Below are 26,556 nucleotides of genomic sequence, written 5' to 3' on the forward strand. Positions count from 1 at the left end.
ACTGCTCCGGAGCACGGGTTATAGCGATGAGCGACAAGAAGGCCAGCAACCAGATGTGGGGCGGACGTTTTGCCTCGGGTCCGGCCGCAATCATGGAAGCGATCAACGCGTCGATCGGCTTCGACCGCAAGCTCTATGCGCAGGACATAAGCGGATCGATCGCCCATAGCGAGATGTTGGCTGAAACGGGCATTATTTCGGCGGCCGATCAAGAAAAAATTGCTCACGGGCTGAACACGATCCTGGAAGAGATCGAGGCCGGCACGTTCCAATTCTCGACCAGGCTCGAAGACATCCACATGAATGTCGAGGCCCGGCTTGCCGAGCTGATCGGCCCGGCTGCGGGACGCCTGCACACCGCACGCTCGCGCAACGACCAGGTGGCGGTCGACCTCAGGCTCTGGGTCAAGCAGGAATGCCAGCGCGTCGCCCGGGCATTGAAGGACCTGATCACCGCGTTCCTCGAGCGCGCCGAGGAGCATGCGGCGACCGTCATGCCCGGCTTCACCCATATGCAGGCCGCGCAGCCGGTGACCTTCGGCCACCACTGCATGGCCTATGTCGAGATGTTCGGCCGCGACCTCTCGCGCGTCCGCGACGCCATCGAACGCATGGACGAAAACCCGCTTGGCGCCGCGGCCCTCGCCGGCACCAGCTTTTCCATCGACCGTCATATGACCGCGAAGGCGCTTGGCTTCCGCGAACCGACGCGCAATTCGCTGGACAGCGTCTCGGACCGCGACTTCGCGCTCGAGTTCCTGGGCCTCGCAGCGATCTGCGCGACGCACCTCTCAAGGCTCGCCGAGGAGATCATCATCTGGTCGACGCCGCAATTCGGCTTCATCCGGCTGTCGGATTCCTTCTCCACCGGCTCCTCGATCATGCCGCAGAAGAAGAACCCGGACGCCGCCGAGCTGGTGCGCGGCAAGACCGGCCGCGTCAACGGCCATCTCGTCGGCCTGCTGACGGTGATGAAGGGCATGCCGCTGACCTACGGCAAGGACATGCAGGAAGACAAGGAAGCGGTCTTCGACGCCGCCGAGACGCTCGACCTGATGCTGGCGGCGACCACCGGCATGGTGCGAGACATGACCGTCAACGCCGCCGCCATGAAGAAGGCCGCCGGCGCCGGTCACGCCACCGCGACCGACCTTGCCGACTGGCTGGTGCGCAATCTGGGCCTGCCCTTCCGCGAGGCGCACCATGTCACCGGTCGCGCCGTGGCGCTCGCCGAGGAGAAGAAGGTCTCCCTGGAGAAGCTCTCTCTGGAGGACCTGCGCTCGATCCATCCCGGCATCACCGACGATATCTTCTCGGTGCTTGCCGTGCAGAATTCGGTGAAGAGCCGCACCAGCTTCGGCGGAACTGCGCCGTCCGAGGTGCGAAAGCAGATCCGCTACTGGAAGAAGCGGCTCGCCAAGGCCTAAATTGCCCGGATGCAAAGTGCCGAAAACTCGGCTAAAAGCGGCGGCACAGGAAACAGTTTCGAACGGATGGATCGATGACCCTTGGCAGGATTTTGCTGACGCTCGCGCTGCTGGCGGCGGTTGTCACCGTCACGGCCTGCGGCAGGAAGACCGGGCTCGACACGCCCTATGAGGCGGCGGTGCAGGCCCGTAAGGATGCCGAACGCGCCAAGCAGCCGGTGCCGCCCGAGCCGGAAAAACCGGTCAAGGACAGGAAGTTCATCCTCGATCCCCTGCTCTAGAGCCAACGGGATCGCTTGATCTCACTGCGCTCCAACTTTCCGGGACCCAACCCTCGTGAACCATTTCGATTACCGCGACGGTGTGCTCCATGCCGAGGACGTCGCCATCCTCGATATCGCAGCCGAAGTCGGCACGCCCTTCTATTGCTATTCGACAGCGACGCTGACCAGGCATTTCCGCGTCTTCAGGGAGGCTGTCGCCGGCCTCGACGCGCTGGTCTGCTACGCCATGAAGGCGAACTCCAACCAGGCTGTGCTGACAACGCTGGCCAGGCAGGGCGCGGGCGCCGACGTCGTCTCGGAGGGTGAACTGCGTCGCGCCTTGGCAGCGGGCATCCCAGCCAGCAAGATCCTGTTTTCCGGCGTCGGCAAGACCGCGCGTGAGATGGACTTCGCGCTCTCCGCCGGAATTCTGTGCTTCAACGTCGAATCCGAGCCTGAACTCGAATTGCTGTCGGCGCGCGCCGTAGCGCTCGGCAAGGTGGCGCCGGTCTCGTTGCGCATCAATCCGGACGTCGATGCCAGGACGCACAAGAAGATCTCGACCGGCAAGGCCGAGAACAAGTTCGGCATCCCGTGGCAGCGCGCGCGGCAGGTCTACGCCCGCGCGGCCGAATTGCCCGGCATCAAGGTGACCGGCATCGACACCCATATCGGCAGCCAGATCACCGAATTGCAGCCCTTCGACGACGCCTTCGCGCTGCTCGTCGAGCTGGTCGGCGCGTTGCGCGCCGACGGACATGCGATCGAGCATCTCGATCTCGGCGGCGGCCTCGGCATTCCCTACCGCGTCGACAACAGCCCGCCGCCTTTGCCCGACGCCTATGCCGAGATCGTCCGGAAGCATGTCACCAGGCTCGGTCTCAAGGTGATGTTCGAGCCCGGGCGCCTGATCGTCGGCAATGCCGGTATCCTGGTGTCTGAGGTCATCTATGTGAAGGAAGGCGATGCGAAGAACTTCCTCATCGTCGACGCTGCGATGAACGACCTGATCCGGCCGACGCTCTACGACGCCTTCCACGACATCAGGCCTGTGGTGCAGCCGCCCGCCTCGACGCCGCGCATGAAGGTCGACGTCGTCGGCCCGGTCTGCGAGACCGGTGACTTCATAGGCCATGACCGCGACCTGCCGAGGCTGAAGGCCGGCGACCTGATCGCCGTTTCCACCGCCGGCGCCTATGGCGCGGTGCAGGCCGGCACCTACAACACCAGGCTCCTGGTGCCGGAAGTGCTGGTCGACGGCGACCGCTTCCATGTCGTGCGGCCGCGCCAGACCTATGAAGACCTGATCGGGCTCGATTCGGTTCCCGACTGGCTGAAGTAGCAGAGCGGCGACGCCTTAAGGAGCAAGCCATGCTGGAGAAAAAGAAGATCACGCGCGAGCGCATCGCTGCTATCGAACCGCGCATCCGCCCCTATGTCCGACATACGCCGGTCATCCGCGTCGACATGGCGGATTTCGGCCGTCCCGCCTTTCCGGTCGACCTGAAACTTGAATGCCTGCAGCATTCCGGTTCCTTCAAGGTGCGCGGCGCTTTCGTCAACCTGCTCGAACGCGAGGTGCCCAAGGCTGGCGTGGTGGCCGCGTCCGGCGGCAACCACGGTGCGGCCGTCGCTTACGCCGCCATGAAGCTCGAGCACAAGGCCAGCATCTTTGTGCCCGAGGTCACCCCCCCGGCGAAGCTCGCGCGCATCCGTGGCTACGGCGCGGATCTGGTCGTCGGCGGCGCGCGCTATGCCGAGGCCCTGGCCGCCAGCGAGGACTTCGCGGCCCGGACCGGCGCGCTGCAAGTCCACGCCTTCAACCAGGAGGAAACGCTGCTCGGCCAGGGCACGCTCGGCCTGGAGATCGAGGCCGACTTACCCGAGATCGACACCCTGCTGGTCGCCGTCGGCGGTGGCGGCCTGATCGGCGGCATCGCCGCCTGGTTCGCGGGTCGCATCCGCATCGTTGCCGTCGAGCCCGAGGGCGCGCCGACGCTTAATCGCGCTTTTGAGGCCGGAGAGCCGGTCGATGCCCCGGCCGAAGGCATCGCCGCCGATTCGCTGGCGCCGAAGCGCGTCGGCGAAATGATGTTTCCCCTCGCCAAAGCCTTCGTCGAGCGCTCTATCCTGGTCAGCGACGACGACATCATCGCTGCGCAGAAGGCGCTGTGGGACCGCGTGCGAATCATCGCCGAGCCGGGTGGCGCCGCGGCATTCGCCGCCATGCTTTCAGGGCGTTATGTGCCGGCGGAGGGCGAACGCGTGGCGGTTCTGGTCTGCGGTTCCAACACGAATCCGGCCAATTTCTGATCATAACCGGCAAAACCGCTTCACGTTTTGGAACTCGCCTCGCCTTCGCCGTGTTTGGTGGTATCCTTCTGGTGATGACGTCCAGGCTGTTATGCCCGGGCAGGAAGGGCCGATGACGGAACGACCCATTTCCGGCGGCGAACGCGGCCTGGCCTTGCGCCTGGCGCTCAGCCGATTGGCGACGCGGGCCTCGATGGTCTTCGAGCGCGGCTGGCCGCTCGTGCTGCCGCTGTTGATCGTCATCAGCCTCTTCCTCAGCTTTTCGTGGTTCGGCCTGTTCCCACGTCTGCCCGACCTGGCGCGCATCGGCCTGTTGATCCTGTTCGCCCTGGCTGGGCTCGCGGCGCTCTATCCGCTGCGTTTCTTCGGCATGCCCTCGGCCGCCGAGGTCGACAGGCGCATCGAGGCGGCGAACCAGTTGCTGCATAGCCCGGTGCAGGTGCAGACCGACCGGCCGAGCGGCACCGAGAGCATCTTCTCGCAGGCGTTGTGGCGTGAGCATCAGAAGCGAATGGCGGAGCGGCTGTCGAGCATCGGCGCCGACCGGCCCCGCAGCCGCGTGCCGGACTACGACCGCTGGGGCCTGCGTGCCGTGGCGGGGCTGCTGTTCGTCACTGCGTTGGCCTTCTCCTTCGGACCCTTCGGCGGCAGGGTCAGCGACGGCCTCGTTGCCCGCGCCGCGCGCGATACCGTGCCGCCGCGCATCGACGCCTGGGTGACGCCGCCCGCCTATACCGGCAAGGCGCCGCTGTTCCTGACGGCCGATGCCAACCAGGCGGTCCAGACCTTCTCGGTGCCTCAGGGCAGTGACGTTTCGTTGCGCGTCACGGGCGGTTCCGGCGAGGAAACACTGAGTTACGCAGATGCCGGCGGCAATGCGCGCGCCATCGAGCCCACGCCGCCCAAAGGCCCCGTGCCCGCCAGCCAGGCCGCGCCCAAGGTGCGCCAGTTCTCCGGCAAACTGGATTCGAACGGCACGCTGACGCTTAGATCCGCCGAGAGCGATCTCGGCCAATGGGCCTTTGCCGTCATTCCCGACAAGCCGCCGACTATCCGGTTCGTCGGTGAGCCGAAGCGCGCGGTCAACGGCTCCATCGAGCTGAACTACGAGATCGATGACGATTACGGCGCCGCCTCCGCCAAGGCCGTTTTCGAGCTGTCGGACCCGCCGACCGCCAATGCGCATCCGCTCTATGGACCGCCGGACCTGCCTCTGACCCTGCCGCGCCGCGGCGGCAAGACGAACGTGGCCAAGACGACCAAAGACCTGACCGAGCATGCCTGGGCCGGCAACGGCATCAAGCTGACGCTGAGCGTCACCGACGATGCCGGTCACACCGCGACGAGCGAAACCAAGACGCTTGTTATGCCTGAGCGGCCTTTCGCCAACCCGCTGGCCCGCGCGGTGATCGAACAGCGCCGGCTGCTGGCGCTCGACACCAACGCCAAGCCGCGCGTTCTGGATCTGATGGACGCGATCACGCTACGGCCCGAGGACACGTTCGACAACATGTCGAACTATCTCGCCATCATGAGCGCAAGAAGCCGGCTGAAGCTCTCCGAGAGCGACGACAAGCTGCGCAACGTCGTATCCTATCTCTGGGAGATCGCGCTCGGCATCGAGGAAGGCAATCTGTCTGCCGCCGAGCGGCGGCTGCGCCAGGCGCAGCAGGCATTGCAGGACGCCATCAAGAACGGCGCCAGCGATCAGGAGATCGAAAAGGCGATGAAGGAACTGCGGGAGGCGATGAACCAGTTCCTGCAGGAATTCGCCCAGCGTGCGCAGCAGAACCCGAACGCGCCGCAGATGCAGCAGAACGGCCGCGAGCTGCGCCAGAGCGATATCGACCGCATGATGAACCAGATCGAGAATCTGGCCAAGTCGGGCGATCGCGACAAGGCCCAGCAGCTTCTCTCCGAACTGCAGGACATGATGAACAACCTTCAGGCCGGCCGCCAACAGCCGGGTGGTGAGCAGGACAGCGAGCTGCGCCAGCAGATGGACAAGCTCGGCGACATCATGCGCCGCCAGCAGGAGATGATGAACGACACCTTTCGCTTGGACCAGATGCAGCGCGGTCAGCGTGGGGAAGGCGGCGAGCAGCAGCAGCTTGGCGACGGTGGCGAACAGGGCCAGCCCAATGACCAGCAGCGGCCGGGTCCCGGCCAGGACCGCGATCCGCTGGGACGGCCGAAAATGTCGCCGAAGGATTTCGCCGATGCATTGAAGCAGCTGCAGGAAGGCCAAGGCCAGTTGCAGAGCGAGCTCAATCAGCTGAAGAAGGGGCTCGAAGGCATGGGCATGGAGCCCAATGAGGGCTTCGGCGAAGCCGGCAAGTCGATGGGCGATGCCGAGCAATCGCTCGGCCAGGGCGATGGCGACCAGGCCGTTGGCCACCAGGGCCGCGCGCTGGAAGCGCTGCGCCGCGGCGCCAAGGACATGATGAAGCAGATGCAGGCCATGCAGGGCGACCAGGGCGGTAGCGAGCAGGGTGGGCGCCAGCAGGGCGCCGACCGCGATCCGCTCGGTCGGCCGCGCGCCACCAACGGCGCGGATGACGGCACCTCTGTCAAGGTTCCCGACGAGATCGACGTCCAGCGCGCGCGCCAGATTCTCGACGCGATTCGCAAGCGGCTCGGCAACGCGCTGAGCCCCGACATCGAGCGCAGCTATCTCGAACGGCTGCTGGAGCTGAAGTAAGCCTTCCCACCTACTTCATTCAGGATTGCCGTGCCTGTGCCGAAGGTTGGAACCGTCACCCCGATCCTGCGCATGTTCGACATCGCCAAGGCGCGGGAATTCTATCTCTACTTCCTCGGCTTCGCTGTCCGCTTCGAACATCGCTCCGACGACAACGCGCCGCTCTACTTGGGCATCGCCCCCGACGAATGCGAATTGCATCTGTGCGAACATCACGGCGCCGGCTCGCCCGGCGCTCACATTCGCGCGGAGGCGGTCGACATCGCGGGGCTGCACCGCGAGTTGACGGCCAGGAAATATCGATTCAACAGGCCCGGCCTGGAGACGACGCCATGGCGGACGAAGGAGGTCACGGTGATCGATCCCTTCGGCAACCGCCTGACTTTCTTCGAGAACGACTGAACATGGTCGATTGTCCTTCGGGCCGGCTGACGTATCGTGCCGAGGATCGCCTTGGTGAAGCGATGCGATTGGCTCGCGCGGACCGAAAGCGGCCCGCCGGATTAAAGCCCGATCGCCGCGCCCGCCTGCCTCGTCAGCATGAAGGCGTCGCGGATCGCGTTTTCCATGCCGTCGATCGCCTCGCCGGTGGCAAGCGGATTGCGGTGCAGGACGACGTTGGAGGAATCGATGTCGCCGAAGCCGTCGGCGCTCGTCAGTTCCCGGCAATCGGGCGGGATGTTGCTGCGCGAGATCGGCGCGATCGCCAGACCGGATGTCACCGCGAGCGTCAGGCCGCCATTGGTATCGCTGGTGTAAGCGACGCGATAGTCGAGGCCACGCTGCTGCAGCGACTTGATGGCGAAGTCGCGGCACCAGCCGTTGCGGCTGTAAAGCGCGATCGGGACCGGCCGCTCCTCATGCATGTGGTGCAGGCTCGAGGTCACCCACACCGTCGGATCGTGCATCAGCACCTCGCCGCCGGAAGAGCCCTCCCATTCGAACACCACCGCAAGATCGAGCTCGCCGGCCGCAAGCGCCCGCACCTGCGAATCCGAATGGGCGTAGCGCACCGTGACCTCGACGCGCGGATGGCGCTTGGCGAATTCGCCCAGGGCCCGCGACAGGATCGAACGTCCATATTCGGCCGGGATGCCGATGCGCACCAGCCCGCCAAGCGGCGGCGCCACCAGCGAGGCCGCCGTCTCGTCCAGCAGAGAGACGATCCGGCGCGCATTGGCGATCAACTCGCCGCCGCGACGAGTCAGCGCCACGCCGCGCGAGCCGCGCTCGAACAGGTCGTCGCCGACCATGTCCTCCAGCTTCTTCATCTGCATGGAAACGGCCGATTGCGTGCGCCCGGCTTTTTCCGCCGCGCGGGTGAAATTGCCGGTTTCGGCCACCGCCACGAAGGTGCGCAGGAGGTCGCTGTCGAGAACTGGTCTCATCGAAAATCGCCATAAGCAAATCTGATTGCTGGCATCATTCCAATTCGTTTGCAACATGTCAAACGCCGCGGGATAGTTTCATACCCATTGGATATGCGGTCGCGAGTCGACCGCGGACCAATCGAAGAGTCCTCACTCGTACCCGCTGCCTGAAAACGGTAGCGGGTTCTTTTTGATGAGCAATTCCAGGAAAAGTGCTTGCGGTTTTCCGTCCGGAATTGCGTGAAATGAATGTCGATGCGGCTCGCGGGGGGCCGAGACTGATGCGGAACCGGATGGTGCTTGGCATTCTGAGCCTCTGCCTCGGCGTGCTGGTCTTTTCGCTGCAGGATCCGCTGGTGAAGGCGGTGTCGGGCGGCTATCCGGTGACCGAGGTGATGGCGATCCGTGCCATCGTCGCCCTGCCGATCCTAATCGTCATCGTCCACGCCGATGTCGGCCTGAAAGCCTTGCTGTCGAAGCGCTTCCACATGCTGACGCTGCGCGCCTTCATCCAGTTCTCGTCCTACACGGTCTATTATCTGGCGATCGCAGCCTTGCCGTTGGCCGACGCGGTGGCACTCTATTTCATGGCGCCGCTGTTCATCATGGCGATGGCCGGCCCATATCTCGGCGAGCGCGTCTCGTGGAAGACGCTGGCGACGGTGCTGATCGGCCTTGTCGGCGTGCTCGTGATGGTGCGTCCGGGCGCCGGCGTCTTCGACTGGGCGGCGCTGCTGTCCCTGGGCTCGGCCTTCCTCTACGGCTTTTCGCAACTGATGGCGCGCCGCATCGGCGACACCGAATCATCGACGGTGATGGCCTTCTACCAGAACGGCGCCTATCTCAGCGGCGCCATCGCGGTTGCAACCCTCTTCCACCTTGCCGGGATCACCCATGCGGCGCATCCGAGCGTCGAGTTCCTGGTGCGGCCTTGGGTGTGGCCGACAATGCCGGATTTCCTGAAGATGGCCGCCTGCGGCTTCGTCGCTTCCGCCGGCATGATCCTGTTGTCGCAGGCCTACCGCATCGCGCCGGCCAACCGCGTCGCGACGTTCGAATATACCGGCATCCTGTGGTCGCCGCTGTGGGGCTTTCTGTTCTTCGCCGAGGTGCCGCGTGAGACCACGGTGCTCGGCGCGGTGCTGATCATCGGCGCCGGCCTGCTTGCGCTGAACGGCGAGCGCCGGCGAAGCGCCGCGCCGGCGGCCGGAGCGGTGTCAAGCGAAGCAGCTTAGTGCCTTGCCGACGCGGGCGCGGATTTCGGCAAGCGTGAACGGCTTCTGCACGACGTCGAGGATGATGCCGTTGAGCTCCTCGGCGCGCTCGCGCTGGTCGGCATAGCCCGTCATCAGCATGATCTTCATCGTAGGGAACTCTCTCGCGGCGGCAGTCGCCATCTCGATGCCGTCCATCTCCGGCATGCGGATGTCGGACACCACTATATCGTAGCCGCCGCGGGCCTGCCGTATCGTGTCCAGCCCCTGCGCGCCGTCGGTGGCGATGGTGACATTATGGCCGTCGCGCTCCAGCGCGCGGGCAGCGAGGGTGCGGACGGATTCATCGTCCTCGACGATCAGAAGCTTTGCCATGCCGAGATAGATGCCGCCGAAACGTTGACGTTTTCTGAAAATTCTAACGATCAGCGGCTTTTCGAGGCGACCCGGGCGCCTCTTCAGGCGTCGCCCTTAACCACTCCGACAAACGGCAGTTCGCGGAACGCGTGGGCGACATCCATGCCATAGCCGACCACGAAATAGTCCGGGCAGTCGAAGCCGACATAGTCGGCGTTGAGCGCGGTCTGGCGGCGCATGCGCTTGTCGAGCAGCACCGCGATGGCGCAGCTCCTGGCACCGCGCGAAAGCATCAGGTCGCGGGTGTAGGAAAGCGTCTTGCCGGATTCCAGTATGTCGTCGATCAGAAGCACGTCGCGGCCGGCGACCTCATTGTCGATGTCGCGCAGCACCCTGACCTCGCCGCTGGTGGTGCCGGCACCGTAGCTGGAGATGAAGATGAACTCGACTTCCGGCGACAGGCCGACATCATGCATGGCGCGGATGAGATCGGCGGCGAACACGAACGAGCCCTTGAGAATCGAGATCACCAGCAGGTCGTGATAGTCGCGCCCGGCGATTTCCTTGGCGAGCTCGAGATTGCGGCGCGCGATCGCCGACGCCGAAAACAGGACCTCGATTTCCTTGCCGCGCACAACTGGCATTCTTTCGTCCTTCAAAATCACCTGGGATGCCAGGCGCTAGGTGTGTCGAGATTCAGGTCAGGCCGAGTCGAGAACGATGGCTTCCGAGAACCGGAGCGGAGCGTACGTGAAGTTCGTGAGCACCGGAAGCGCAGGAAGCCGTCGTTCGCAGACCTGCCTCACCTGAATATCGGCATACCTAGCCGGCGAAGATTACTGAGACTGTCCTGACGCCGTTTCTAGGCACATCGAGCCGGCTGGAAAAGCCGAATCTTTCGCCTGGAGCCAGTACGCGATCGGATGTCCCCAGCCTGTAGCGGATGATGTTGCTGTCGTTGTCGGTGACGCGGATTTCGAGCGGCGGCAGTGTTTCCGATCCCATCCCGTCATTCGCCGCTTCGCCGTCGACGAACAGCACGGGCTTCAGGCCAGACTCATCGATACGCGACGTCACGCCGGAAATGGTGAGCGCGCTCGCCGGCGCGGCGTTCACCCAAAAGGTGCTCTGCCGGACCAGCGCGTGGCCGCCCGACACCCAGAAGGAGACCAGCGCAATGCCGACGCCTGCGATCCAGAACATCGGGCCGCCACGTGAGGGCCGCGGCAGCGAAGCATCCCGCTTGCGCAGGATGCCCAGGCCTTTGATCGCCGGCGTCGGTGGGATCTGCGGCTGGCGCGGCGACAGCTCTGGATGCGCGGCAAAGCGCGGCAGCACCACATAGTCGGCATCGACGATGTCGGGCGCATTGGACATGGCGCGCTCTAGCGCGGCATTTGTTGCCGGGCCGGTCATGATTTCGCCGGAAACGGGGCGCGCGGTTCTATTCTCGGCCATTTCGGCACCAGTGCAGTCTTCGTTTCTTTTGCGTAAACGCAATTGGTTAACGCTTCCCCACCGGAACCGCTTTGAGACGTCAAAATCGATCCCAAATTAACCGACCGTTAACCATGCCGGCCGATGGTCTGTTAGAGCAATTCCAGGAAAAGTGTGAAACGGTTTTCCGTCCGGAATTGCGTGAAAGCGCAGAGATAGAGCGGTCCGCCGTTTCCGTGAAACGGTGGAGCGCTCTAGAGTTAGATCGTGGCGCGTCGCCGCCGAAAGTTTCAGGTCGCCGAACGTGATCCGCTTCGAAAATGTCGGCCTCCGCTATGGCATGGGTCCGGAGATCCTCCGCGACATCTCCCTGCACATTCCGGAGCGCTCCTTTCAGTTCCTGAGCGGCCCCTCGGGCGCCGGCAAGACGACCTTGCTGCGCCTTTTGTTCATGTCGCTGAAGCCGACGCGCGGCCTGATCACCATCTTCGGCAAGGACCGCTCGCGCATCTCGCGCAGCGAATTGCCGCTGCTGCGCCGCCGCATCGGCGTGGTGTTCCAGGATTTCCGCCTGCTCGACCACATGACGACCTACGAGAATGTCGCGCTGCCGTTGCGCGTGCGGGGGCGCGAGGAGGCTGGCTATCGCACCGACGTCACTGAGCTTTTGAAATGGGTCGGTCTCGGCGACCGCATGCATGTGCTGCCGCCGGTGCTGTCGGGCGGCGAGAAGCAGCGCGCCGCGATCGCGCGCGCGTTGATCGAGCAGCCGGAGATCCTTCTGGCCGACGAGCCGACCGGCAATGTCGACCCGCCGCTGGCGCGCCGGCTGCTGAGACTCTTCATCGAGCTCAACCGTCTAGGCACCGCTGTCGTCATCGCCACCCACGACCTCGGCCTGATGGAGCAGGTCGATGCGCGCCGCATGATCCTGGCCGGCGGAAGGTTGGACGTCTATGACTGACTTTCCAGCCGACCACCTCCAGGACGAAGCCGGCGCCGAGGCGACAGTGACGGTCAGGCGGGTACAGCGCAAGACCGCGCCGATCGTGCCGGCGCAGAACATCGCCGGGCGGGCGCTGGTGCTGGTCATCGCCATCATGACCTTCCTGTCCTGCCTCACCTTCGGCGCGGTGACGCTGGTGCGCGACACCGCCTCGGTCTGGGAGAACCAGATATCGCGCGAGGCGACGATCCAGATCAAGCCGGCCGACGGCCTCGACATGGAGGCGGCGCTTGCGCAGGCCTCGCGGATCGCCAGCGAATTCCCGGGCGTGAAGGGCACCAAGATCATCGATCGCGACGCGACCGCGCGTCTTCTGGAGCCATGGCTGGGCAGCGGCCTCAACATCGACGAGCTGCCGGTGCCGCGCCTCATCATCGTCACCATTGACGAGGCCAGCCCGCCGGACTTCGCCGCCATGCGCGCGGCGATCACGCCCAAGATCCCGACCGCAGCACTCGACGATCACCGCACCTGGGTCGACCGCCTGGTCGCCATGGCGCACACCACGGTGACGATCGGCATCGCCGTCCTGGCGTTGATGCTATCGGCAACGGTGCTGACGGTGGTGTTCGCCACGCGCGGCGCCATGGCCGGCAACGGCCATATCATCGAGGTGCTGCATTTCGTCGGGGCGGAGGCACGCTTCATCGCGCGCGAATTCCGCTGGCATTTCCTGGTCACCGGCATGAAGGGCGCGGCCGCCGGCGGTGCGCTCGCGATCGCCGTCTTCATCGTCTTCTCCTGGTGGTCGTCGCGCAACATGGCGACGCCCCAGGCCGACCAGGCGACCGCCTTGTTCGGCAATTTCGCCATCGGCTCCGTCGGGTATTTCGGCGTCGGCCTGATGGTGCTGGTGATTGGCGCGCTGACAGCGGCCACCTCGCACGCGACCGTTGTCGCCTACCTCACCGACATCGACGTTCGCCAGCCGGACGCAGGCTGACCATGAGCTCCAGCCAAAAGCCGGCGCAACGCGTTGTATACGAACAAGACGACGATCACGGGTTGGGCAGGTGCCGTAACGCAAAGTGCATCGCCTTACCTATCAAAGGCCGCATTTCGGAGTTAACCATTAGAAGCTTTCAGGATTAACCTGGGGATGATGGAAGCGCGGGATTCGATCGAGACGGCTGGACGGATGCCGGTAGTGCGTGTGCGCGCCGCCGCCCCCGAGGGACTTGGTCGTCTGCGGCTCGCCCTGCGCATCTGCGGTTTCGTCACTGTTGCCGCGCTGGTGCTTTTCGCCGGCGGCTTCGGCTGGTTCGCCGACAAGGTCAGCCACATGACGACCCCGCTCAATCCGGCCAGAGCCGATGCCATCATCGTGCTGACCGGCGGACAGTCGCGGCTCGACGCGGCGATGGACCTTCTGGCCTCCGGCAAGGGCCAACGGCTGCTGATCAGCGGCGTCCATCCTTCGGCCACCAAGCGCCAGTTGCAGGCGGCGACGGGAGGGGACAAGCAGCTCTTCTCCTGCTGCGTCGATATCGACCGTGCCGCGCTCGACACCATCGGCAACGCCGAGGAAAGCGCCAAATGGGTGGAGAACCACGCCTATGGCAGCATCATCATCGTCACCAACAACTACCACATGCCGCGCAGCCTGCTCGAGATGGGCCGGCTGCTGCATGGCGCGCGCCTCGAGCCCTATCCGGTGGTCAACACCAATCTCGGCAATGGTGGGTGGCTGACCAAGCCGGAAGCACTGCGCGTGCTGCTGACCGAATACAGCAAATATGTGCTGTCGCTGGCGCGCGGCTTCCTGCCGCTTCGCACGACGCCCGAGGGCATCACGCTGGCCGAAGCATCGACTGCGGTGAAGAACTAAACCTTAGCCGCCGCACCATCGCGCAAGCCGGCAATCTCCCGCTCCAGACCGGCGATGCGCCGGTCGCGTTCGGCCAACGCCGCCGCGACGTCCGTCGCCTCGAAACGCTGCGGTATGTGCTGCGGGCAATTGGCATCCCAGGCCGTGACCGTGAACAGGATCACCTGCTCCGGCCGCGCCTGGTAGCCCGTATGCATCAGCTTCGCCATCAGATCCGGGTCGTTTTCGATTACCCGCGCCCTGCCCCAGACCTTGATGCGCTGCCGCAGCATATAGTCGATCAGGAACAGGAAGGCCTGGTGGTTATCCTGCAGGTTGCCCTGGGTGATGAACTGCCGGTTTCCGGAGAAATCGGCAAAGCCGATCGTGTGATCGTCGAGCACCTTGAGGAAGCCGGCCGGCCCGCCGCGATGCTGGACGTACGGCTGGCCCTCGGCGTTTGCCGTCGCCAGGAACACGCTGATCTGCGCTTCGACGAAGGCGGCAAGGTCGGGTGTGATCGTTGCCTGCCAGCCGCCGCGCTGCTCGACGCGCGCATAGGAATCGCGCGATCCCTTGCGCGACTGGATGGCCTTGACGGTCGGCGTGAAGGCCACGTCGCTGGTGAATTCGTTCATACCAACGCTCCTCGGTCGGGGTCGCACAATATTTAGCGTCTTCCGAAAACCGGATATAGAGAGCATATTTGCAATTCATCCTTCCAGATTTCGGAAGAATAATGGACCGCCTCGACGCCATGTCCCTGTTCGTCGCCACGGTGGAGGCCGGCAGCCTTTCCGCTGCGGCAAGACGCGCGGGGGTGCCGCTGGCGACCGTCAGCAGAAAACTCTCCGAGTTGGAGAAGCACTTGGGGACACGCCTGCTCAACCGCTCGACGCGGCGGCTGACGCTGACCGATCCCGGCCAGTTCTATCTCATCGCCTGCCGTCGTATCCTGGCCGAGGTCAGCGAGGCAGAGCGCACCGCGGCTGGCGAATATTCGAGCCCGACCGGCGAGTTGGTCATCACCGCGCCGGTCGTCTTCGGCCGCCTGCATGTATTGCCCGTGATCACCGACTTTCTCGCCTTGTATCCGCAGGTGGATATCCGCCTGACCTTGTCCGACCGGATCACCCAGCTGGTAGAGGAGCATATCGATTTGGCCCTGCGCATCGGCGAGCTGCCGGATTCGGCCATGGTTGCGATCCGCGTCGGCTCGATCCGCCGCATCATCTGCGCAAGTCCGGCCTATCTCGCCATGCACGGCACGCCGGAGAAACCGCCGGAGCTTGCCGGCCACAGCTGCATCACCTTCGAAGGTCTCGCAGCACCCGCGACATGGAGTTTCGGAGCCGGCAAGACGGAAACCGCCATCGCGGTCCGCTCACGCCTGCAGGTCAACACCGCCGAGGCAGCGATCGACGCGGCGATTGGCGGGCTCGGCCTGACGAAGGTGCTCTCCTACCAGGCGGATGCAGCGGTGCGTGCCGGCGCGCTGCGGGTGGTGCTGGAGCCGTTCGAGCCGCAGCCCTGGCCAGTGAGCCTCGTTCATGCCGGCCAGGGCCGTCTGCCGGTGAAGCTGCGCGCCTTCCTCGATTTCGCCGGGCCGCGCCTGAAGGAGCGGCTGACAAGGTCTTTGTAGGGTCGCCATTCGACCATCGCGCCGTTTCCTTTTTGTCGCCGCTTGGTGTAACCAACGCACACTTCCTCACGGGCCCCTTGCATGCTCATCATCCGCTCGCTGGCGTTCAACCTCGTTTTCTATCTCAGCCTGATCGTCCAGATGATCTTCTGGACGCCCTATTATTTCCTGTCGCCGCGCCACCGCGCCTGGTTCGTGCCGAAATTCTGGTCGCGCACCTCGATGTGGCTCTATGACAAGATCGCCGCGACCAAGAGCGAGATCACGGGCGTCGAGAACCTGCCGGAAGGATCCTTCATCCTGGCGCCGAAGCACCAGTCCTTCTGGGACGCGATCGCCTTCTTCCCCTATCTCGACGACGCGCTCTACATCCTGAAGCGCGAGCTGACCTGGATCCCGTTCTTCGGCTGGTACATCATGAAGATGCGCATGATTCCGGTCGACCGCGGCAGTCGTTCGAAAGCGCTGAAGGCAGTTGTCGTCGCGACCAGGCAGGAAATGGACCGCAATCCGCGCCAGCTCATCATCTATCCCGAAGGCACGCGCCGCCCGCCGGGCGCCGAGCCGTCCTACAAATACGGCATCGTCGAGATCTATTCGCAACTGGGCGTGCCCGTGGTGCCGGTCGCCCATGTCGCCGGCCTCTACTGGCCGCGCCGCAAGTTCCTGCGCTATCCAGGCACCATCAAGGCCCGATTCCTGCCGCCGATCCCGCCAGGGCTCGGCAAGGAAGAATTCATGCGGCGGCTGATCGGCGAGACGGAAGCCGCCTGCGACCAGATGCTTGTCGAGGCAGCGCAGGCGCCGAACCCGCCGCCCATGCCGCCAACCGCGGTCAAGCGCCTGGCGGAACTCGGCGTAGCGGCCAGGACCTGATCCGCTACCGGAGCACCGCCAGCAGGGTCGTCAGCACCAGGGTTGCGGCAAACACCAGATTGATGATCCGCGACGCCAGCGGATGGCGCAGGAAGCGCGCGAAAGCCGTTCCTGCGAGCAGCCACACGAGGTGGATGGCGACGATCATCGCGGCAAGCACCAGCAGTCTGGTGGAAGCGCCGAGCGTGTCGGCCTGCGACGCGGCGCCGGCGAAAACCGCGCCAATCGCCACATATGCCTTCGGGTTGGCGACGGCGAGCATGAAGCCGCCGAGGAAATCGGGCTTCGTCGCCCTGCTCCCGCGCTCGGCCAATGGCGGCGCGGTCGCTATCTTGAAGGCGAGATAAAGGATGTACCCGGCCGAGAGGATCGCCAGCGCCGGCGCCGCTCCCGGCACCGAGGCCAGTAGGCCGAAAATCCCGGCCGCCACCGCCAGGAGCACGGCGATCGTGCCGAGCACGACGCCAGACGTGTAACCCAGCGAAGGGCGCAGGCCGAAAGCCGCGCCGACGGCGGTCACGCTGATCGTCGCCGGTCCCGGACTGCCCATGACGACAGTCGCGGCCACGACAAGCGCCAGCACGTGTTGCCAAGGCTGTGCCGCGCCCAGAACACTGCCAGCCATGCCGAACCCTCCTCCTGCCGCGATCCGATAGGATGTACGAGGGACCGTCGTGGGCGTCTTGGACGATCGTGCGAAGGCTACGAGCTGACCCGGTCCAAAGCCGCGATATCGTCCGCCGAAAGCTTGAGCGATGCCGCGCGGATCAGGCTGTCCATCTGGGCCGGCGTCGTCGCGCTGGCGATCGGCGCGGTGATGCCCGGCCGCGCGATGATCCAGGCCAGAGCCACTTCCGCCTGCTTGGCCGAATGTCGCTCGGCCACGGCATCGAGCGCGGAAAGGATGCGCATGCCGCGCTCGTTGAGGTAGCCGGCCACGCCCTCGCCGCGCGCGCTCTGCCCGAGGTCGGCCTTGCTGCGGTATTTGCCGCTCAAAAACCCCTTGGCTAGGCTGAAATACGTGATGACCCCGATATGCTCGGTCTTGCAGAGGTCGAGCAGCGGTCCGTCGAGTGACGAGCGATCGTACAAATTGTATTCAGGCTGCAGAACCTCATAGCGCGGCAGGCTGCGCAGGCTGGCGACGTCGAGCGCCGCGCGCAACTGCCCGGCATCGAGATTGGAGCAGCCCGCATAGCGGATCTTGCCTTTTTCGAGCAGGCGCTGATAGGCGCCGAGCGTCTCCTCGTAAGGCGTGGCCGGGTCCGGCCAATGCGACAGATAAAGGTCGATGACATCGACCTGCAGCCGCTTCAGCGACGCGTCGACCGCCTTCTCGATATAAGCGGCGGAGAGGTCGCGCTTGCCCTGGCCCATATCCGAACCGACCTTGGTGATGATGACAACCTTGTCGCGGTTGCCGCGACTTTTCATCCAATTGCCGATGATGGTTTCCGACTCGCCGCCCTTGTTGCCAGGAACCCAGCGCGAATAGGCATCGGCCGTATCGATGGCGTTCAGGCCCGCCCCGACAAACAGGTCGAGCAGGTCGAAGGAGGTCTTTTCATCGGCGGTCCAGCCGAAGACATTGCCGCCCAGGACCAGCGGCGCGATGGAAAGGTCGGTGCGACCGAGACGGCGTTTCTGCAAGACTGATCTCCGTGATGCTGGACCGGGCCTGACGCCCAGGGAAGGGTCGCCGCTAAGCTAGGTCGTGGCCGGCCAAGGTCAAAGGCATGGTTTTGCTTTTTGATCGTACCAGCACTTCACGAAGGTGCGACCTGGCGGCCCACCTCCTCCAGCCAGTGATCGCGAATGCCGAGCGCCTCGAGGTGCTCAAGCGTGCTCAAGACATAGTCCTCGTTTCGCCCGGATTGGCCGAAGGCGCCGCGAACGACCTCAGCCGCCTGATCGGCATCGAGCGCGCCGGCATATTGCTCATGCTGCCGGTCGACGATGTAGGCGACCGCCTCGACCGAAACGCCGCCATCCAGCCGGATGTCCAGCATGCGTTCCAGATAGACGCTGGTCACGAGCTCGCGTTCGCGCAGGTAGGAAAGCACCTCGTCGCGCAGATTGCCGGGAACTCGGTAGGCAAGGCCGATGCAGGAGCCGCCTCGGTCGAGGCCGAGCACGAGGCCGGGCCGGCCGCGCGTGCCGCGATGCACGAAGGAATAGACGCAAAGCGAGCGGCGATAGCCGTAGAGCCGGGCGCGGCGCGTCTCGACATGGGCGAATCCCGGCCGCCAAATCAGCGACCCATAGCCAAAAACCCAAAAATCGCCCATATCGCCAAGCCTGATCGCATTCGAGTGAACGACACCGCACCGACAAGGTGCTTCTTCTGTCCCCCGCTTGTTTGCGTAAAAGCAAACGCCCGCTCGCCGGGGTTAACGAGAGCCGCAGCATGACGTCAAGTGACGAGCGATCGCGCAAACCCCGCCGCCGGCTGCCTTGGCTCGCGGCGTTCATCCTCGTTCTGTTCGCCATCTACAGCGGCGGCTGGTTCTATCTCGCCGAAAGGCTCAAGGCCGAGGCAGACCAGGCAGTGGCGCAGCTGGGCAGCAAGGGTATCGCCGCCGGTTGCGCCAACCTCACCGTCAGCGGCTATCCGATGAGCTTCACGGTCTCCTGCGACAACATCGCCTACGAGGACGACGCCCGGAAGGTCGCCGCTTCCATCGGGAGCTTCAACGCCGCAGCCGGGATCACCGGGCCCTTGTCGCCGGTAGCCGACCTGCGCGGGCCGCTGCGGACGATGGCGCCCGGCATGCCGCCGCTCTGGATCGACTGGGACCAGTTGCAGGCCAATGTCCAAGTGTGGTGGCCGCTGCCGCGCAGTGTCTCGCTGCAGGCCGAAGGCCTGAACGGTCAGACCGACCCGCAGGACGACACGGATCCGATGCAGTTGTTCAGCGCCGCCAAGGCGGCCGGGCAATTGCAGCCGGCCGGCCAGGATATCAATTATGTCGGCAGCTTCGGCGATCTGGAGATCAATGCGGATGCCATCGACGGACGCGTGCTTCCGGCGCTGGACGGCAGCGGCGACGTGACGCTCAAGAACGGCGTGGCGTTGATCGCGGCACCTCCCAAAAGCCTGCGCGGCCAATCAATCGAGATTGCCAAGCTCGACCTGTCGTCGGGGACCGCGCGCATCACAGTGTCCGGGCCGGTCTCGATCGACGCGGAAGGGCTAGTCGACGCAAGTTTGATGATCAAGCTCAAGGACCCCAAGGCGGTGGCGGCCATCCTTGCCGGCGCCGTCCCCGAGCATAAAAGTGAAATCGAGCAGGGTTTTGCCGCCTTGGCGATGCTCGGGAAGGAACCTTCGATGCCATTGAAGATCGTCAAGGGCAAGGCCTCGCTCGGCTTCATTCCGCTCGGCAAGATCAAGCCGCTCGAATAACGCGACGATGGCGAAGCCGGTCAGACTGCTCAGCGTCGGCGCCTTCACCCTCGACACGATCCTTCGCGTCGAGACGCTGCCCACGCATCAGGGCAAGTTCATCGCCAGCGATGGCGTTCAGATCGCCTCCGGCATGGCGACGAGCGCCGCCTGCGCCGCGCATCGCCTCGGCGCCAAGGTCTCGCTTTGGGCAAGCGCGGGCGACGATCCGGTCGGCGACCAGCTGATCGCCGACATCGAGGCCGAAGGAGTCGACTGCAGCCTGATCCGCCGCGTCGTCGGCGCGCGATCGGCGCTGGCGGCGATCGTGGTGGATGCGCATGGCGAGCGCATCATCGTCCCCTTCTATGACAAGAAGGCGCAAGCCGATCCTGAAACGCTGCCGCTCGCCGACCTCTCAGGCTTCGACGCCGTGCTGGTGGATGTCCGTTGGCCGGGCGCAGCGGCGCTCGCCTTGAGCGCTGCCAGATCGATCGGCCGCCCGGCGATCCTTGATGCCGACACAGCACCCGTCGAGGTGCTGGAGAGGCTCTTGCCGTTGGCCTCGCACATCGTCGCGTCCGAGCCGGCGGCGCGCATCGTCTGCCGCCACGCGCTCGATCCCGAAAGCGCCTGCGCTGACCTTGCCTCGCGCACCGATGCCTTCGTGGCGGTGACCGGCGGCGCGGCCGGAACCTGGTGGCACGACCGGGCAAGCCGGCGCGTGCGCCATGTCGAGGCACCGAGGGTCAAGGCGGTGGATACGCTCGCAGCCGGCGACGTCTTCCACGGCGGCTTTGCCGTCGGCCTCGCCGAGGCCATGTCGGTGGAAGAGGCCCTGCGCTTTGCCAGTGCCGCCGCCGCCCTCAAATGCCTGCGCTTCGGCGGCCGCCTCGGCGCACCGGACAGGGCCGAGACGCTGGCCATGATGGCGGCGCAATGGCCACGATCGGAACAAGGCTAGCGCGCACATCGGCACAAACGCTGGGGATTGGCCGAAGCCTCTCAACCTTGTCATTCCAGGGCGGAGCAGCCGCGAAGCGGCGTCGCGGAGACCCTGGAATCCATTCCGTGATCTGAGCCACCGAATGTAGCAGAGCAGAATTCTGCACCGCGGCAGCGCCCGAAAGTCACGGAACGATCCTCGGGTCTGCGCGCGTCGCTTCGCTCCTTGCTCCGCCCGAGGATGACGATCGCGATGGGTGCCTCGGCCAATCTCCAGCGCAGGCACCTGCCAAGGTTGACCGAGCCGACAGGTCAATCCACGCCAGAAAACGAGGGAAAGCCTACGGCTTAGCCGGGTGCTCTACGGCCTGCCTTCCAAAATCCGGCACGTCGATATCCTGCCCGGCCTCGATGATCGAGCGGCGGATGGCGCGCGTGCGGGTGAAGAGATCGAACAGCTTCTCGCCGTCACCCCAGCGGATCGCCCGCTGCAGCGAGGCAAGGTCCTCCGAGAATCGCGCCAGCATCTCCAGGATCGCGTCCTTGTTGTGCAGGCAAACGTCCCGCCACATGGTCGGATCGGAGGCGGCAAGGCGGGTGAAATCGCGGAACCCGGACGCGGAATATTTGATGACCTCGCTCTTGGTCACCGCTTCCAAGTCGTCCGCCGTGCCGACGATGTTGTAGGCGATGATATGCGGCAGATGAGACACGATCGCCAAGGTCATGTCGTGATGCTGCGGGTCCATCGTGTCGATGTTGGAGCCGCAGCGCCGCCAGAATTCCGAGAGCGTCTCAAGCGCGGCGGGATCGGTGCCGGGCAGCGGCGTGAAAATGCACCAGCGGTTCTCGAAGAGATCGGCAAAGCCCGCGTCGGGCCCGGACTTTTCCGTGCCGGCCAGCGGATGACCGGGGATGAAATGCACGCCTTCCGGCACATGCGGCTGCATTTGCGCGATCACCGAGGCCTTGGTCGAGCCGACATCGGTGAGGATGGCGCCTTTCTTCAACGCCGGCGCGATCTCGGCCGCGACCTCGCCGGACGAGCCGACCGGCACCGAGACGATGACGAGATCGGCATCGCGCGCCGCTTGCCTGGCTTCCGTCGTGTAGGAATCGCCGAGGCCCAACTCCTCTGCCCGCTTCAGCGTCGAGGCGCTGCGCGTCGCGATGGCGATGTGCTTGGCGAGCCCCTCGCGGCGAATGACCCGGGCGAGCGACGAGCCGATCAGGCCGATGCCGACCAGCGCAATTTTCTCGAACATCGGTGACGCCATGGTGTCTAGCTTTTCAGGAAGGTCTTCAGCGCGTCAATGACGCCGCGATTGGCTTCCTCGGTGCCGACGCTCATGCGCAGCGCGTTGGGGAAGCCGTAACCGGTGACGCGGCGCAGTATATAGCCGCGCGCGCTGAGATAATCGTCCGCGGCCGCCGCAGAATGTTTCTTGTCGTCGGGAAAATGGATCAGGACGAAATTGCCGACGCTGGGCGTGACGCGCAGGCCGAGCCCGGTGAGTTCGGCGCTGAGCCATGCCAGCCATTTCTCGTTATGCGCCACGCTGCGCTCGATATGCGCGCGGTCGCGGATCGCGGCGATGCCGGCCTCGATCGCGGTGGCATTTACGTTGAAGGGACCACGTATCCGGTTGATGGCATCGACGATATGCGCCGGCCCGTACATCCAGCCGATGCGCGCGCCGCCGAGGCCGAGCTTGGAGAAGGTGCGGGTCATCACCACGTTCTCGGCGCTGCCGGCAAGCTCGATGCCGGCTTCATAGTCGTTGCGCCGCACATATTCGGCATAGGCCGCATCAAGCACCAGAAGCACGTTCTTCGGCAATGCCGCGTGGAGCCGGCGCACCTCTTGGAACGGCACATAGGTGCCGGTCGGATTGTTCGGATTGGCGAGGAACACGATACGCGTTTTGGGCGTCACAGCCGCCAGTATCGCGTCGACATCGGCGCGCTCGTCGGTTTCCTTGACCGCGACAGGCTTGGCGCCCGCCGCCTGGATGTAGATCTTGTAGACCATGAAGGCATGTTCGGTGAACACGGCCTCGTCGCCCGGTGCCAGATAGGTCTGCGCCAGAAGCCCCAGGATCTCGTCCGAGCCGTTGGAGCAGATGATGTTCGCCGCGTTCAGCCCATGCACCTCGGCGATCGCCTCGCGCAGCCGCCGCGCCGTGCCATCGGGATAGACGTCGAGCTTCGCCGCCACCTCGCGCGCCGCCTCGATCGCCTTCGGCGAGGGTCCGAGCGGGTTTTCGTTCGACGACAGCTTGTAGACTTTCGTCACGCCGGCGGGCGCGGTGCTTTTTCCCGGCACATAGGCCTCGATGTCCATGATGCCCACGCGGGGCGTCGGACGGGGCTGATCCTGCTTCATGTCACAAATCCGTCGAGAAGGCTTTGAAGGCCGCAGCGGAAATACAGGCCACGAGCTGGAATGTCGAGTGCCGGCGCCTGGCGCATGCGTATCGCCCGCAAGGAGGCTACCCGTTGACGAACAGCGGCTCTGGTCCTAGAAGGTCAGCCAGACTTCCGTGGTGATTTGGCCGGTCGGCTTGCAGCCACGTTAAACAACTCGCTAAAGGGCCGTTTGCAACCTGTAACCGGCTTTTGCGACGGCAAGCCGGTTTTTTATTGTCCGCCGCCGGCCGGACATCGCCTCGTGACAAACCGACGCGGGACAGGATGAGGACGGACATGGCCGCTCAGCGTGCTGCAAGAACCAACGACGAGGCCGACCATCCGTCGAGCCCGGTGCTGCAGTTCGGCGCCGACAAGCCGCTGAAGCTCGACGCCGGCGCTTTGCTTTCGCCATTCCAGATCGCCTACCAGACCTACGGCAGCTTGAACGACGCGCGCTCCAACGCCATCCTCGTCTGCCATGCGCTGACCGGCGACCAGCACGTTGCCAACGCCAATCCGGTGACCGGCAAGCCGGGCTGGTGGGAGGTGCTGATCGGCCCCGGCAAGATCATCGACACCAACCGCTTCTTCGTCATCTGCTCCAACGTGATCGGAGGCTGTCTCGGCTCAACCGGCCCGGCGTCCACCAATGCCGCGACGGGCAAGCCTTACGGGCTCGACCTGCCGATCATCACCATCCGCGACATGGTTCGCGCGCAGGCGATGCTGATCGACCATTTCGGCATCGAAAAGCTCTTTTGCGTGCTCGGGGGCTCGATGGGCGGCATGCAGGTGCTGGAATGGGCCGCAAGCTATCCGGAGCGCGTGTTCTGCGCCTTGCCGATCGCCACCGGCGCTCGCCATTCCTCGCAGAACATCGCCTTTCACGAGGTCGGCCGGCAGGCGGTCATGGCCGATCCGGACTGGCATGGCGGCAAATATCTCGAGTTCGGCAAGCGCCCGGAAAAGGGGCTCGCCGTCGCGCGCATGGCCGCCCACATCACCTATCTTTCGGAAGCGGCGCTCCACCGCAAGTTCGGCCGCAACCTGCAGGACCGGGAGGCGCTCACCTTCGGCTTCGACGCCGATTTCCAGATCGAGAGCTATCTGCGCCACCAGGGCATGACCTTCGTCGACCGCTTCGACGCCAATTCCTATCTCTATCTCACCCGCGCGATGGATTATTTCGACCTTGCCGCCGATCATGGCGGACGCCTCGCGGACGCCTTCGCCGGCACCAGGACGCGTTTCTGCCTCGTCTCCTTCACCAGCGACTGGCTGTTCCCGACCGAGGAGAGCCGATCGATCGTGCATGCCTTGAACGCGGCGGGCGCTTCCGTCTCCTTCGTCGAGATCGAGACCGACCGCGGCCACGACGCCTTCCTGCTCGACGAGCCGGAGCTGTTCGCGGCCATCAACGGCTTCATCGCCTCGGCCGCCCGCGCCAGGGGGCTCGGCGCATGAGCGGCCGGCGATCGCTAGGGCATTTCGTCCGGAGCTGCGCTGTGGATTCGGGACAACGGCATGCATCAAAACAAAGTCCGGAGGTGTCCCCATGAGCGTCAACCGCGCCCAGCGCGTCGACCTCGACGTCGTCACCAACCTCATCCCGGCCAATTCGCGCGTCCTCGATGTCGGCTCGGGCGACGGCGTGCTTCTGGAACTGTTGCAGGAGACCAAGCAGGTCGACGGCCGCGGGATGGAACTGTCGCAGCGCGGCGTCAATGAATGCGTGGCGCGCGGCCTTTCCGTCATCCAGGGCGATGCCGATAAGGATCTCGCATTCTACCCCGACAAGGGCTTCGACTTCGTCGTGCTGTCGCAGACGCTGCAGGCGACGCGCAATCCGAAAGTGGTGCTGGACGAGCTGCTTCGGATCGGCAATCGCGCCATCGTCTCCTTCCCCAATTTCGGTCACTGGCGCGTGCGCTTTTCGCTGCTGATCAAGGGCAGGATGCCGGTGACCAAGGACCTGCCCTACTCCTGGTACGACACGCCTAATATCCACTTTTGCACCATCCGCGACTTCGTCAACCTGTGCGAGGAGCTTGGCGCGACCGTCGAGAAGGCAACCGCGCTCGACGCCAACGGCCAGAAGATCGGCTTGTCGATGCCTTGGTGGTTCTGGAACTTCTTCGGCCAGCAGGCAGTGTTTCTGCTCAGGCGCTAGCGGCGGTCGAGGCTCACTAGAGCAATTCGAGCAAGGTGTGGGCAGTTTTCTGTGAGGAATTGCGCAAAAATGAAGATAGGGAGTTCCATTGTTTCCGTGAAACGATGAAACTCACTAGCCCCTGAACATTGATGAAGGCGACAAAATATTGCCGCCTCTGTCATTTGACAGCGAGCAGTGGCAGCTATACTGACCTGAACTCAGGCAGCCTTGTAAAGACAGCAATGACCGGCACTCTTCCAACTTATTCGATCGTCATCGAGATGGAGAACGCCACGACGATCGAGTGGGATGAGATCCGCGTGGGGCTCACCGCCTTGGCGAATGAAATTGCTTCCGTTTCGGCGTCCGGCTTCGCAAGGCCGAAAGTGATTATTTCGCACGCCGGATACGACGCAGACGCGCAGTCACTGCAAAGTCATATCAACAGCCAAGCACCCCGGCTGGAAGAGGTGGCCGAGCTCCGCTTGGCGGCCTGTCCCGGCGGCCGCTACTATGAGCTTAAGAACAACGGCATCCGGGCGACCGACGCAGATGTCGTGATCTTCATGGACTCCGATACGGTTCCGGAACCGCGCTGGCTCTCGATTTTGCTCGACCCATTTCGGAACCCCGCGACCGTTTGCGTCAATGGCTATACCTATCTTTTCTACGATGACTTCTTCACGCGAACCTTCGCCTTGATCTGGTTCTTCCCTATGGCTCGGGGAGATGAGAAATTCGCCGCGAAACGGGCGATCAACGCCAACAACGTCGCCTTCCGGGGCGACTGGATTGCCAGCCATCCCTTCCCGCCAAACAACGGCTTCAAGGTTTCCTGCACCTTGCTGATGCATCAGCTACGGCGCGAGGGCCACGAAATCGTCCATGCTGGCGCGCGAGTCTATCATTACCCGCCACGGGGATGGCGTTTCTTTTGTTGGCGCGCGCTGGTGACCGGCAGGGATGCCGACCGCAAATATACCGAGCTCCATTCCCCCAAACGGGCCTGGCGTGTGGTCAAATCATTCACACGCTGGGGAACAATGTCGTGGCGCACTATCCGACGTGTGACGAGCCTCGCGTTCGAAACCGGCATGCCGCTGTGGCAGATCCCGTTTGCAACGATGGTCGGCCTGGCTTTCTACACGCTGGCGTTTTTCGGCCATTTCGGCCTCGCGACCGGCCTCGTTCGCGACCGGCCCGAAATGATACCGGACTACGTCGGGCATACCTAGACATCGACCCTGCC

27 protein-coding genes and 1 riboswitch are annotated in these 26,556 nt (G+C 64.5%); of the genes, 17 read left to right on the forward strand and 10 right to left on the reverse strand.

What is annotated here, in order from left to right; all coding sequences use genetic code 11:
• Positions 1 to 26 precede the first annotated feature (26 nt).
• From argH to P9272_RS24060, 6 genes are all read left to right on the forward strand, one after another.
• Positions 27 to 1,427, forward strand: coding sequence for an argininosuccinate lyase (argH, locus tag P9272_RS24035; RefSeq protein WP_278162456.1), 1,401 nt, complete (start codon positions 27 to 29; stop codon positions 1,425 to 1,427).
• A 74-nt stretch (positions 1,428 to 1,501) separates the two neighbouring features.
• Positions 1,502 to 1,708: a lipoprotein gene (locus tag P9272_RS24040; protein ID WP_128259808.1), complete on the forward strand. Its 207-nt coding sequence runs from the start codon at positions 1,502 to 1,504 to the stop codon at positions 1,706 to 1,708.
• Positions 1,709 to 1,763: 55 nt separating this feature from the next.
• Positions 1,764 to 3,032 carry a diaminopimelate decarboxylase gene (lysA, locus tag P9272_RS24045; RefSeq protein ID WP_278162457.1) on the forward strand — a complete coding sequence of 423 codons (1,269 nt, stop codon included), beginning with the start codon at positions 1,764 to 1,766 and terminating at the stop codon, positions 3,030 to 3,032.
• A gap of 29 nt (positions 3,033 to 3,061) precedes the next feature.
• Positions 3,062 to 4,003 (forward strand): threonine/serine dehydratase, encoded by a 942-nt coding sequence (locus P9272_RS24050; protein WP_278162458.1) that lies wholly within the window; start codon positions 3,062 to 3,064, stop codon positions 4,001 to 4,003.
• Between the two features lie 112 nt (positions 4,004 to 4,115).
• Positions 4,116 to 6,704, forward strand: a complete 2,589-nt coding sequence (locus P9272_RS24055; RefSeq protein ID WP_278162459.1) for a TIGR02302 family protein — start codon at positions 4,116 to 4,118, stop codon at positions 6,702 to 6,704.
• A 36-nt stretch (positions 6,705 to 6,740) separates the two neighbouring features.
• Positions 6,741 to 7,106, forward strand: coding sequence for a glyoxalase superfamily protein (locus tag P9272_RS24060; protein ID WP_278162460.1), 366 nt, complete (start codon positions 6,741 to 6,743; stop codon positions 7,104 to 7,106).
• Positions 7,107 to 7,207: 101 nt separating this feature from the next.
• On the opposite strand, the gene P9272_RS24065 is transcribed toward P9272_RS24060, so the two are convergent.
• Complete coding sequence (locus tag P9272_RS24065; RefSeq protein ID WP_278162462.1) at positions 7,208 to 8,092, reverse strand: LysR substrate-binding domain-containing protein; 885 nt, start codon at positions 8,090 to 8,092, stop codon at positions 7,208 to 7,210.
• Between the two features lie 263 nt (positions 8,093 to 8,355).
• Here P9272_RS24065 and P9272_RS24070 point away from each other — a divergent pair, with 263 nt between their 5' ends.
• On the forward strand, positions 8,356 to 9,309 hold the full coding sequence (locus tag P9272_RS24070; protein ID WP_278162542.1) for a DMT family transporter: 954 nt from the start codon (positions 8,356 to 8,358) through the stop codon (positions 9,307 to 9,309).
• On the opposite strand, the gene P9272_RS24075 is transcribed toward P9272_RS24070, so the two are convergent.
• The 3 genes from P9272_RS24075 to P9272_RS24085 all read right to left on the reverse strand — a co-directional run bounded on the left by P9272_RS24075 (position 9,292) and on the right by P9272_RS24085 (position 11,103).
• Positions 9,292 to 9,663 (reverse strand): response regulator, encoded by a 372-nt coding sequence (locus tag P9272_RS24075; protein ID WP_278162463.1) that lies wholly within the window; start codon positions 9,661 to 9,663, stop codon positions 9,292 to 9,294. The two genes, P9272_RS24070 and P9272_RS24075, sit on opposite strands and share 18 nt — an antisense overlap.
• 83 nt (positions 9,664 to 9,746) lie before the next feature.
• Entirely contained in the window at positions 9,747 to 10,289 is a 543-nt protein-coding gene (gene hpt / locus P9272_RS24080) for a hypoxanthine phosphoribosyltransferase (protein WP_128259813.1), read from the reverse strand.
• 178 nt (positions 10,290 to 10,467) lie between these two features.
• Positions 10,468 to 11,103, reverse strand: coding sequence for a hypothetical protein (locus P9272_RS24085; RefSeq protein ID WP_278162464.1), 636 nt, complete (start codon positions 11,101 to 11,103; stop codon positions 10,468 to 10,470).
• A 283-nt stretch (positions 11,104 to 11,386) separates the two neighbouring features.
• On the opposite strand from P9272_RS24085, the gene ftsE reads away from it, so the two are divergent.
• From ftsE to P9272_RS24100, 3 genes are all read left to right on the forward strand, one after another.
• A complete protein-coding gene (ftsE, locus tag P9272_RS24090; protein ID WP_095816884.1) occupies positions 11,387 to 12,046 on the forward strand; it encodes a cell division ATP-binding protein FtsE in 660 nt (219 codons plus the stop codon).
• Positions 12,039 to 13,031, forward strand: a complete 993-nt coding sequence (locus P9272_RS24095; protein WP_278162466.1) for an ABC transporter permease — start codon at positions 12,039 to 12,041, stop codon at positions 13,029 to 13,031. The genes ftsE and P9272_RS24095 overlap by 8 nt, the downstream gene beginning before the upstream one ends.
• Positions 13,032 to 13,187: 156 nt before the next feature.
• Complete coding sequence (locus tag P9272_RS24100; protein WP_278162467.1) at positions 13,188 to 13,916, forward strand: YdcF family protein; 729 nt, start codon at positions 13,188 to 13,190, stop codon at positions 13,914 to 13,916.
• Here the strand turns inward: P9272_RS24100 and P9272_RS24105 are convergent.
• Complete coding sequence (locus P9272_RS24105) at positions 13,913 to 14,533, reverse strand: pyridoxamine 5'-phosphate oxidase family protein (protein WP_278162468.1); 621 nt, start codon at positions 14,531 to 14,533, stop codon at positions 13,913 to 13,915. The genes P9272_RS24100 and P9272_RS24105 overlap by 4 nt on opposite strands.
• 101 nt (positions 14,534 to 14,634) lie before the next feature.
• On the opposite strand from P9272_RS24105, the gene P9272_RS24110 reads away from it, so the two are divergent.
• Positions 14,635 to 15,537, forward strand: coding sequence for a LysR family transcriptional regulator (locus P9272_RS24110; RefSeq protein WP_128259818.1), 903 nt, complete (start codon positions 14,635 to 14,637; stop codon positions 15,535 to 15,537).
• Between the two features lie 81 nt (positions 15,538 to 15,618).
• Positions 15,619 to 16,413, forward strand: a complete 795-nt coding sequence (locus P9272_RS24115; protein ID WP_128259819.1) for a 1-acyl-sn-glycerol-3-phosphate acyltransferase — start codon at positions 15,619 to 15,621, stop codon at positions 16,411 to 16,413.
• 4 nt (positions 16,414 to 16,417) lie between these two features.
• Here P9272_RS24115 and P9272_RS24120 read toward each other — a convergent pair whose 3' ends face one another.
• From P9272_RS24120 to P9272_RS24130, 3 genes are all read right to left on the reverse strand, one after another.
• Positions 16,418 to 17,038 (reverse strand): LysE family translocator, encoded by a 621-nt coding sequence (locus P9272_RS24120; protein ID WP_278162470.1) that lies wholly within the window; start codon positions 17,036 to 17,038, stop codon positions 16,418 to 16,420.
• 77 nt (positions 17,039 to 17,115) lie between these two features.
• Positions 17,116 to 18,063: an aldo/keto reductase gene (locus P9272_RS24125; RefSeq protein WP_278162471.1), complete on the reverse strand. Its 948-nt coding sequence runs from the start codon at positions 18,061 to 18,063 to the stop codon at positions 17,116 to 17,118.
• Positions 18,064 to 18,179: 116 nt separating this feature from the next.
• Entirely contained in the window at positions 18,180 to 18,701 is a 522-nt protein-coding gene (locus P9272_RS24130; protein WP_128259822.1) for a gamma-glutamylcyclotransferase, read from the reverse strand.
• Between the two features lie 119 nt (positions 18,702 to 18,820).
• On the opposite strand from P9272_RS24130, the gene P9272_RS24135 reads away from it, so the two are divergent.
• Together P9272_RS24135 and P9272_RS24140 are read left to right on the forward strand one after the other, a co-directional pair.
• A complete protein-coding gene (locus tag P9272_RS24135; protein ID WP_278162472.1) occupies positions 18,821 to 19,819 on the forward strand; it encodes a DUF2125 domain-containing protein in 999 nt (332 codons plus the stop codon).
• Between the two features lie 7 nt (positions 19,820 to 19,826).
• On the forward strand, positions 19,827 to 20,762 hold the full coding sequence (locus P9272_RS24140; protein ID WP_278162473.1) for a sugar kinase: 936 nt from the start codon (positions 19,827 to 19,829) through the stop codon (positions 20,760 to 20,762).
• Positions 20,763 to 21,084: 322 nt separating this feature from the next.
• Here the strand turns inward: P9272_RS24140 and P9272_RS24145 are convergent, their stop codons facing one another.
• Together P9272_RS24145 and hisC are read right to left on the reverse strand one after the other, a co-directional pair.
• Positions 21,085 to 22,020 carry a prephenate/arogenate dehydrogenase family protein gene (locus tag P9272_RS24145; protein WP_278162474.1) on the reverse strand — a complete coding sequence of 312 codons (936 nt, stop codon included), beginning with the start codon at positions 22,018 to 22,020 and terminating at the stop codon, positions 21,085 to 21,087.
• A gap of 5 nt (positions 22,021 to 22,025) precedes the next feature.
• Positions 22,026 to 23,129 (reverse strand): histidinol-phosphate transaminase, encoded by a 1,104-nt coding sequence (gene hisC, locus P9272_RS24150; protein ID WP_128259826.1) that lies wholly within the window; start codon positions 23,127 to 23,129, stop codon positions 22,026 to 22,028.
• 147 nt (positions 23,130 to 23,276) lie between these two features.
• Positions 23,277 to 23,354: riboswitch (SAM riboswitch) on the forward strand.
• Positions 23,355 to 23,449: 95 nt separating this feature from the next.
• Here hisC and P9272_RS24155 point away from each other — a divergent pair.
• From P9272_RS24155 to P9272_RS24165, 3 genes are all read left to right on the forward strand, one after another.
• Entirely contained in the window at positions 23,450 to 24,619 is a 1,170-nt protein-coding gene (locus tag P9272_RS24155; RefSeq protein ID WP_278162475.1) for a homoserine O-acetyltransferase, read from the forward strand.
• Positions 24,620 to 24,710: 91 nt separating this feature from the next.
• Entirely contained in the window at positions 24,711 to 25,325 is a 615-nt protein-coding gene (gene metW, locus P9272_RS24160) for a methionine biosynthesis protein MetW (RefSeq protein ID WP_128259828.1), read from the forward strand.
• A 224-nt stretch (positions 25,326 to 25,549) separates the two neighbouring features.
• A complete protein-coding gene (locus P9272_RS24165) occupies positions 25,550 to 26,542 on the forward strand; it encodes a glycosyltransferase (protein WP_278162476.1) in 993 nt (330 codons plus the stop codon).
• Positions 26,543 to 26,556: the final 14 nt, after the last annotated feature.

This window comes from Mesorhizobium sp. WSM4976, from assembly GCF_029625685.1.
In the GTDB taxonomy this organism is placed as follows: Bacteria; Pseudomonadota; Alphaproteobacteria; order Rhizobiales; family Rhizobiaceae; genus Mesorhizobium.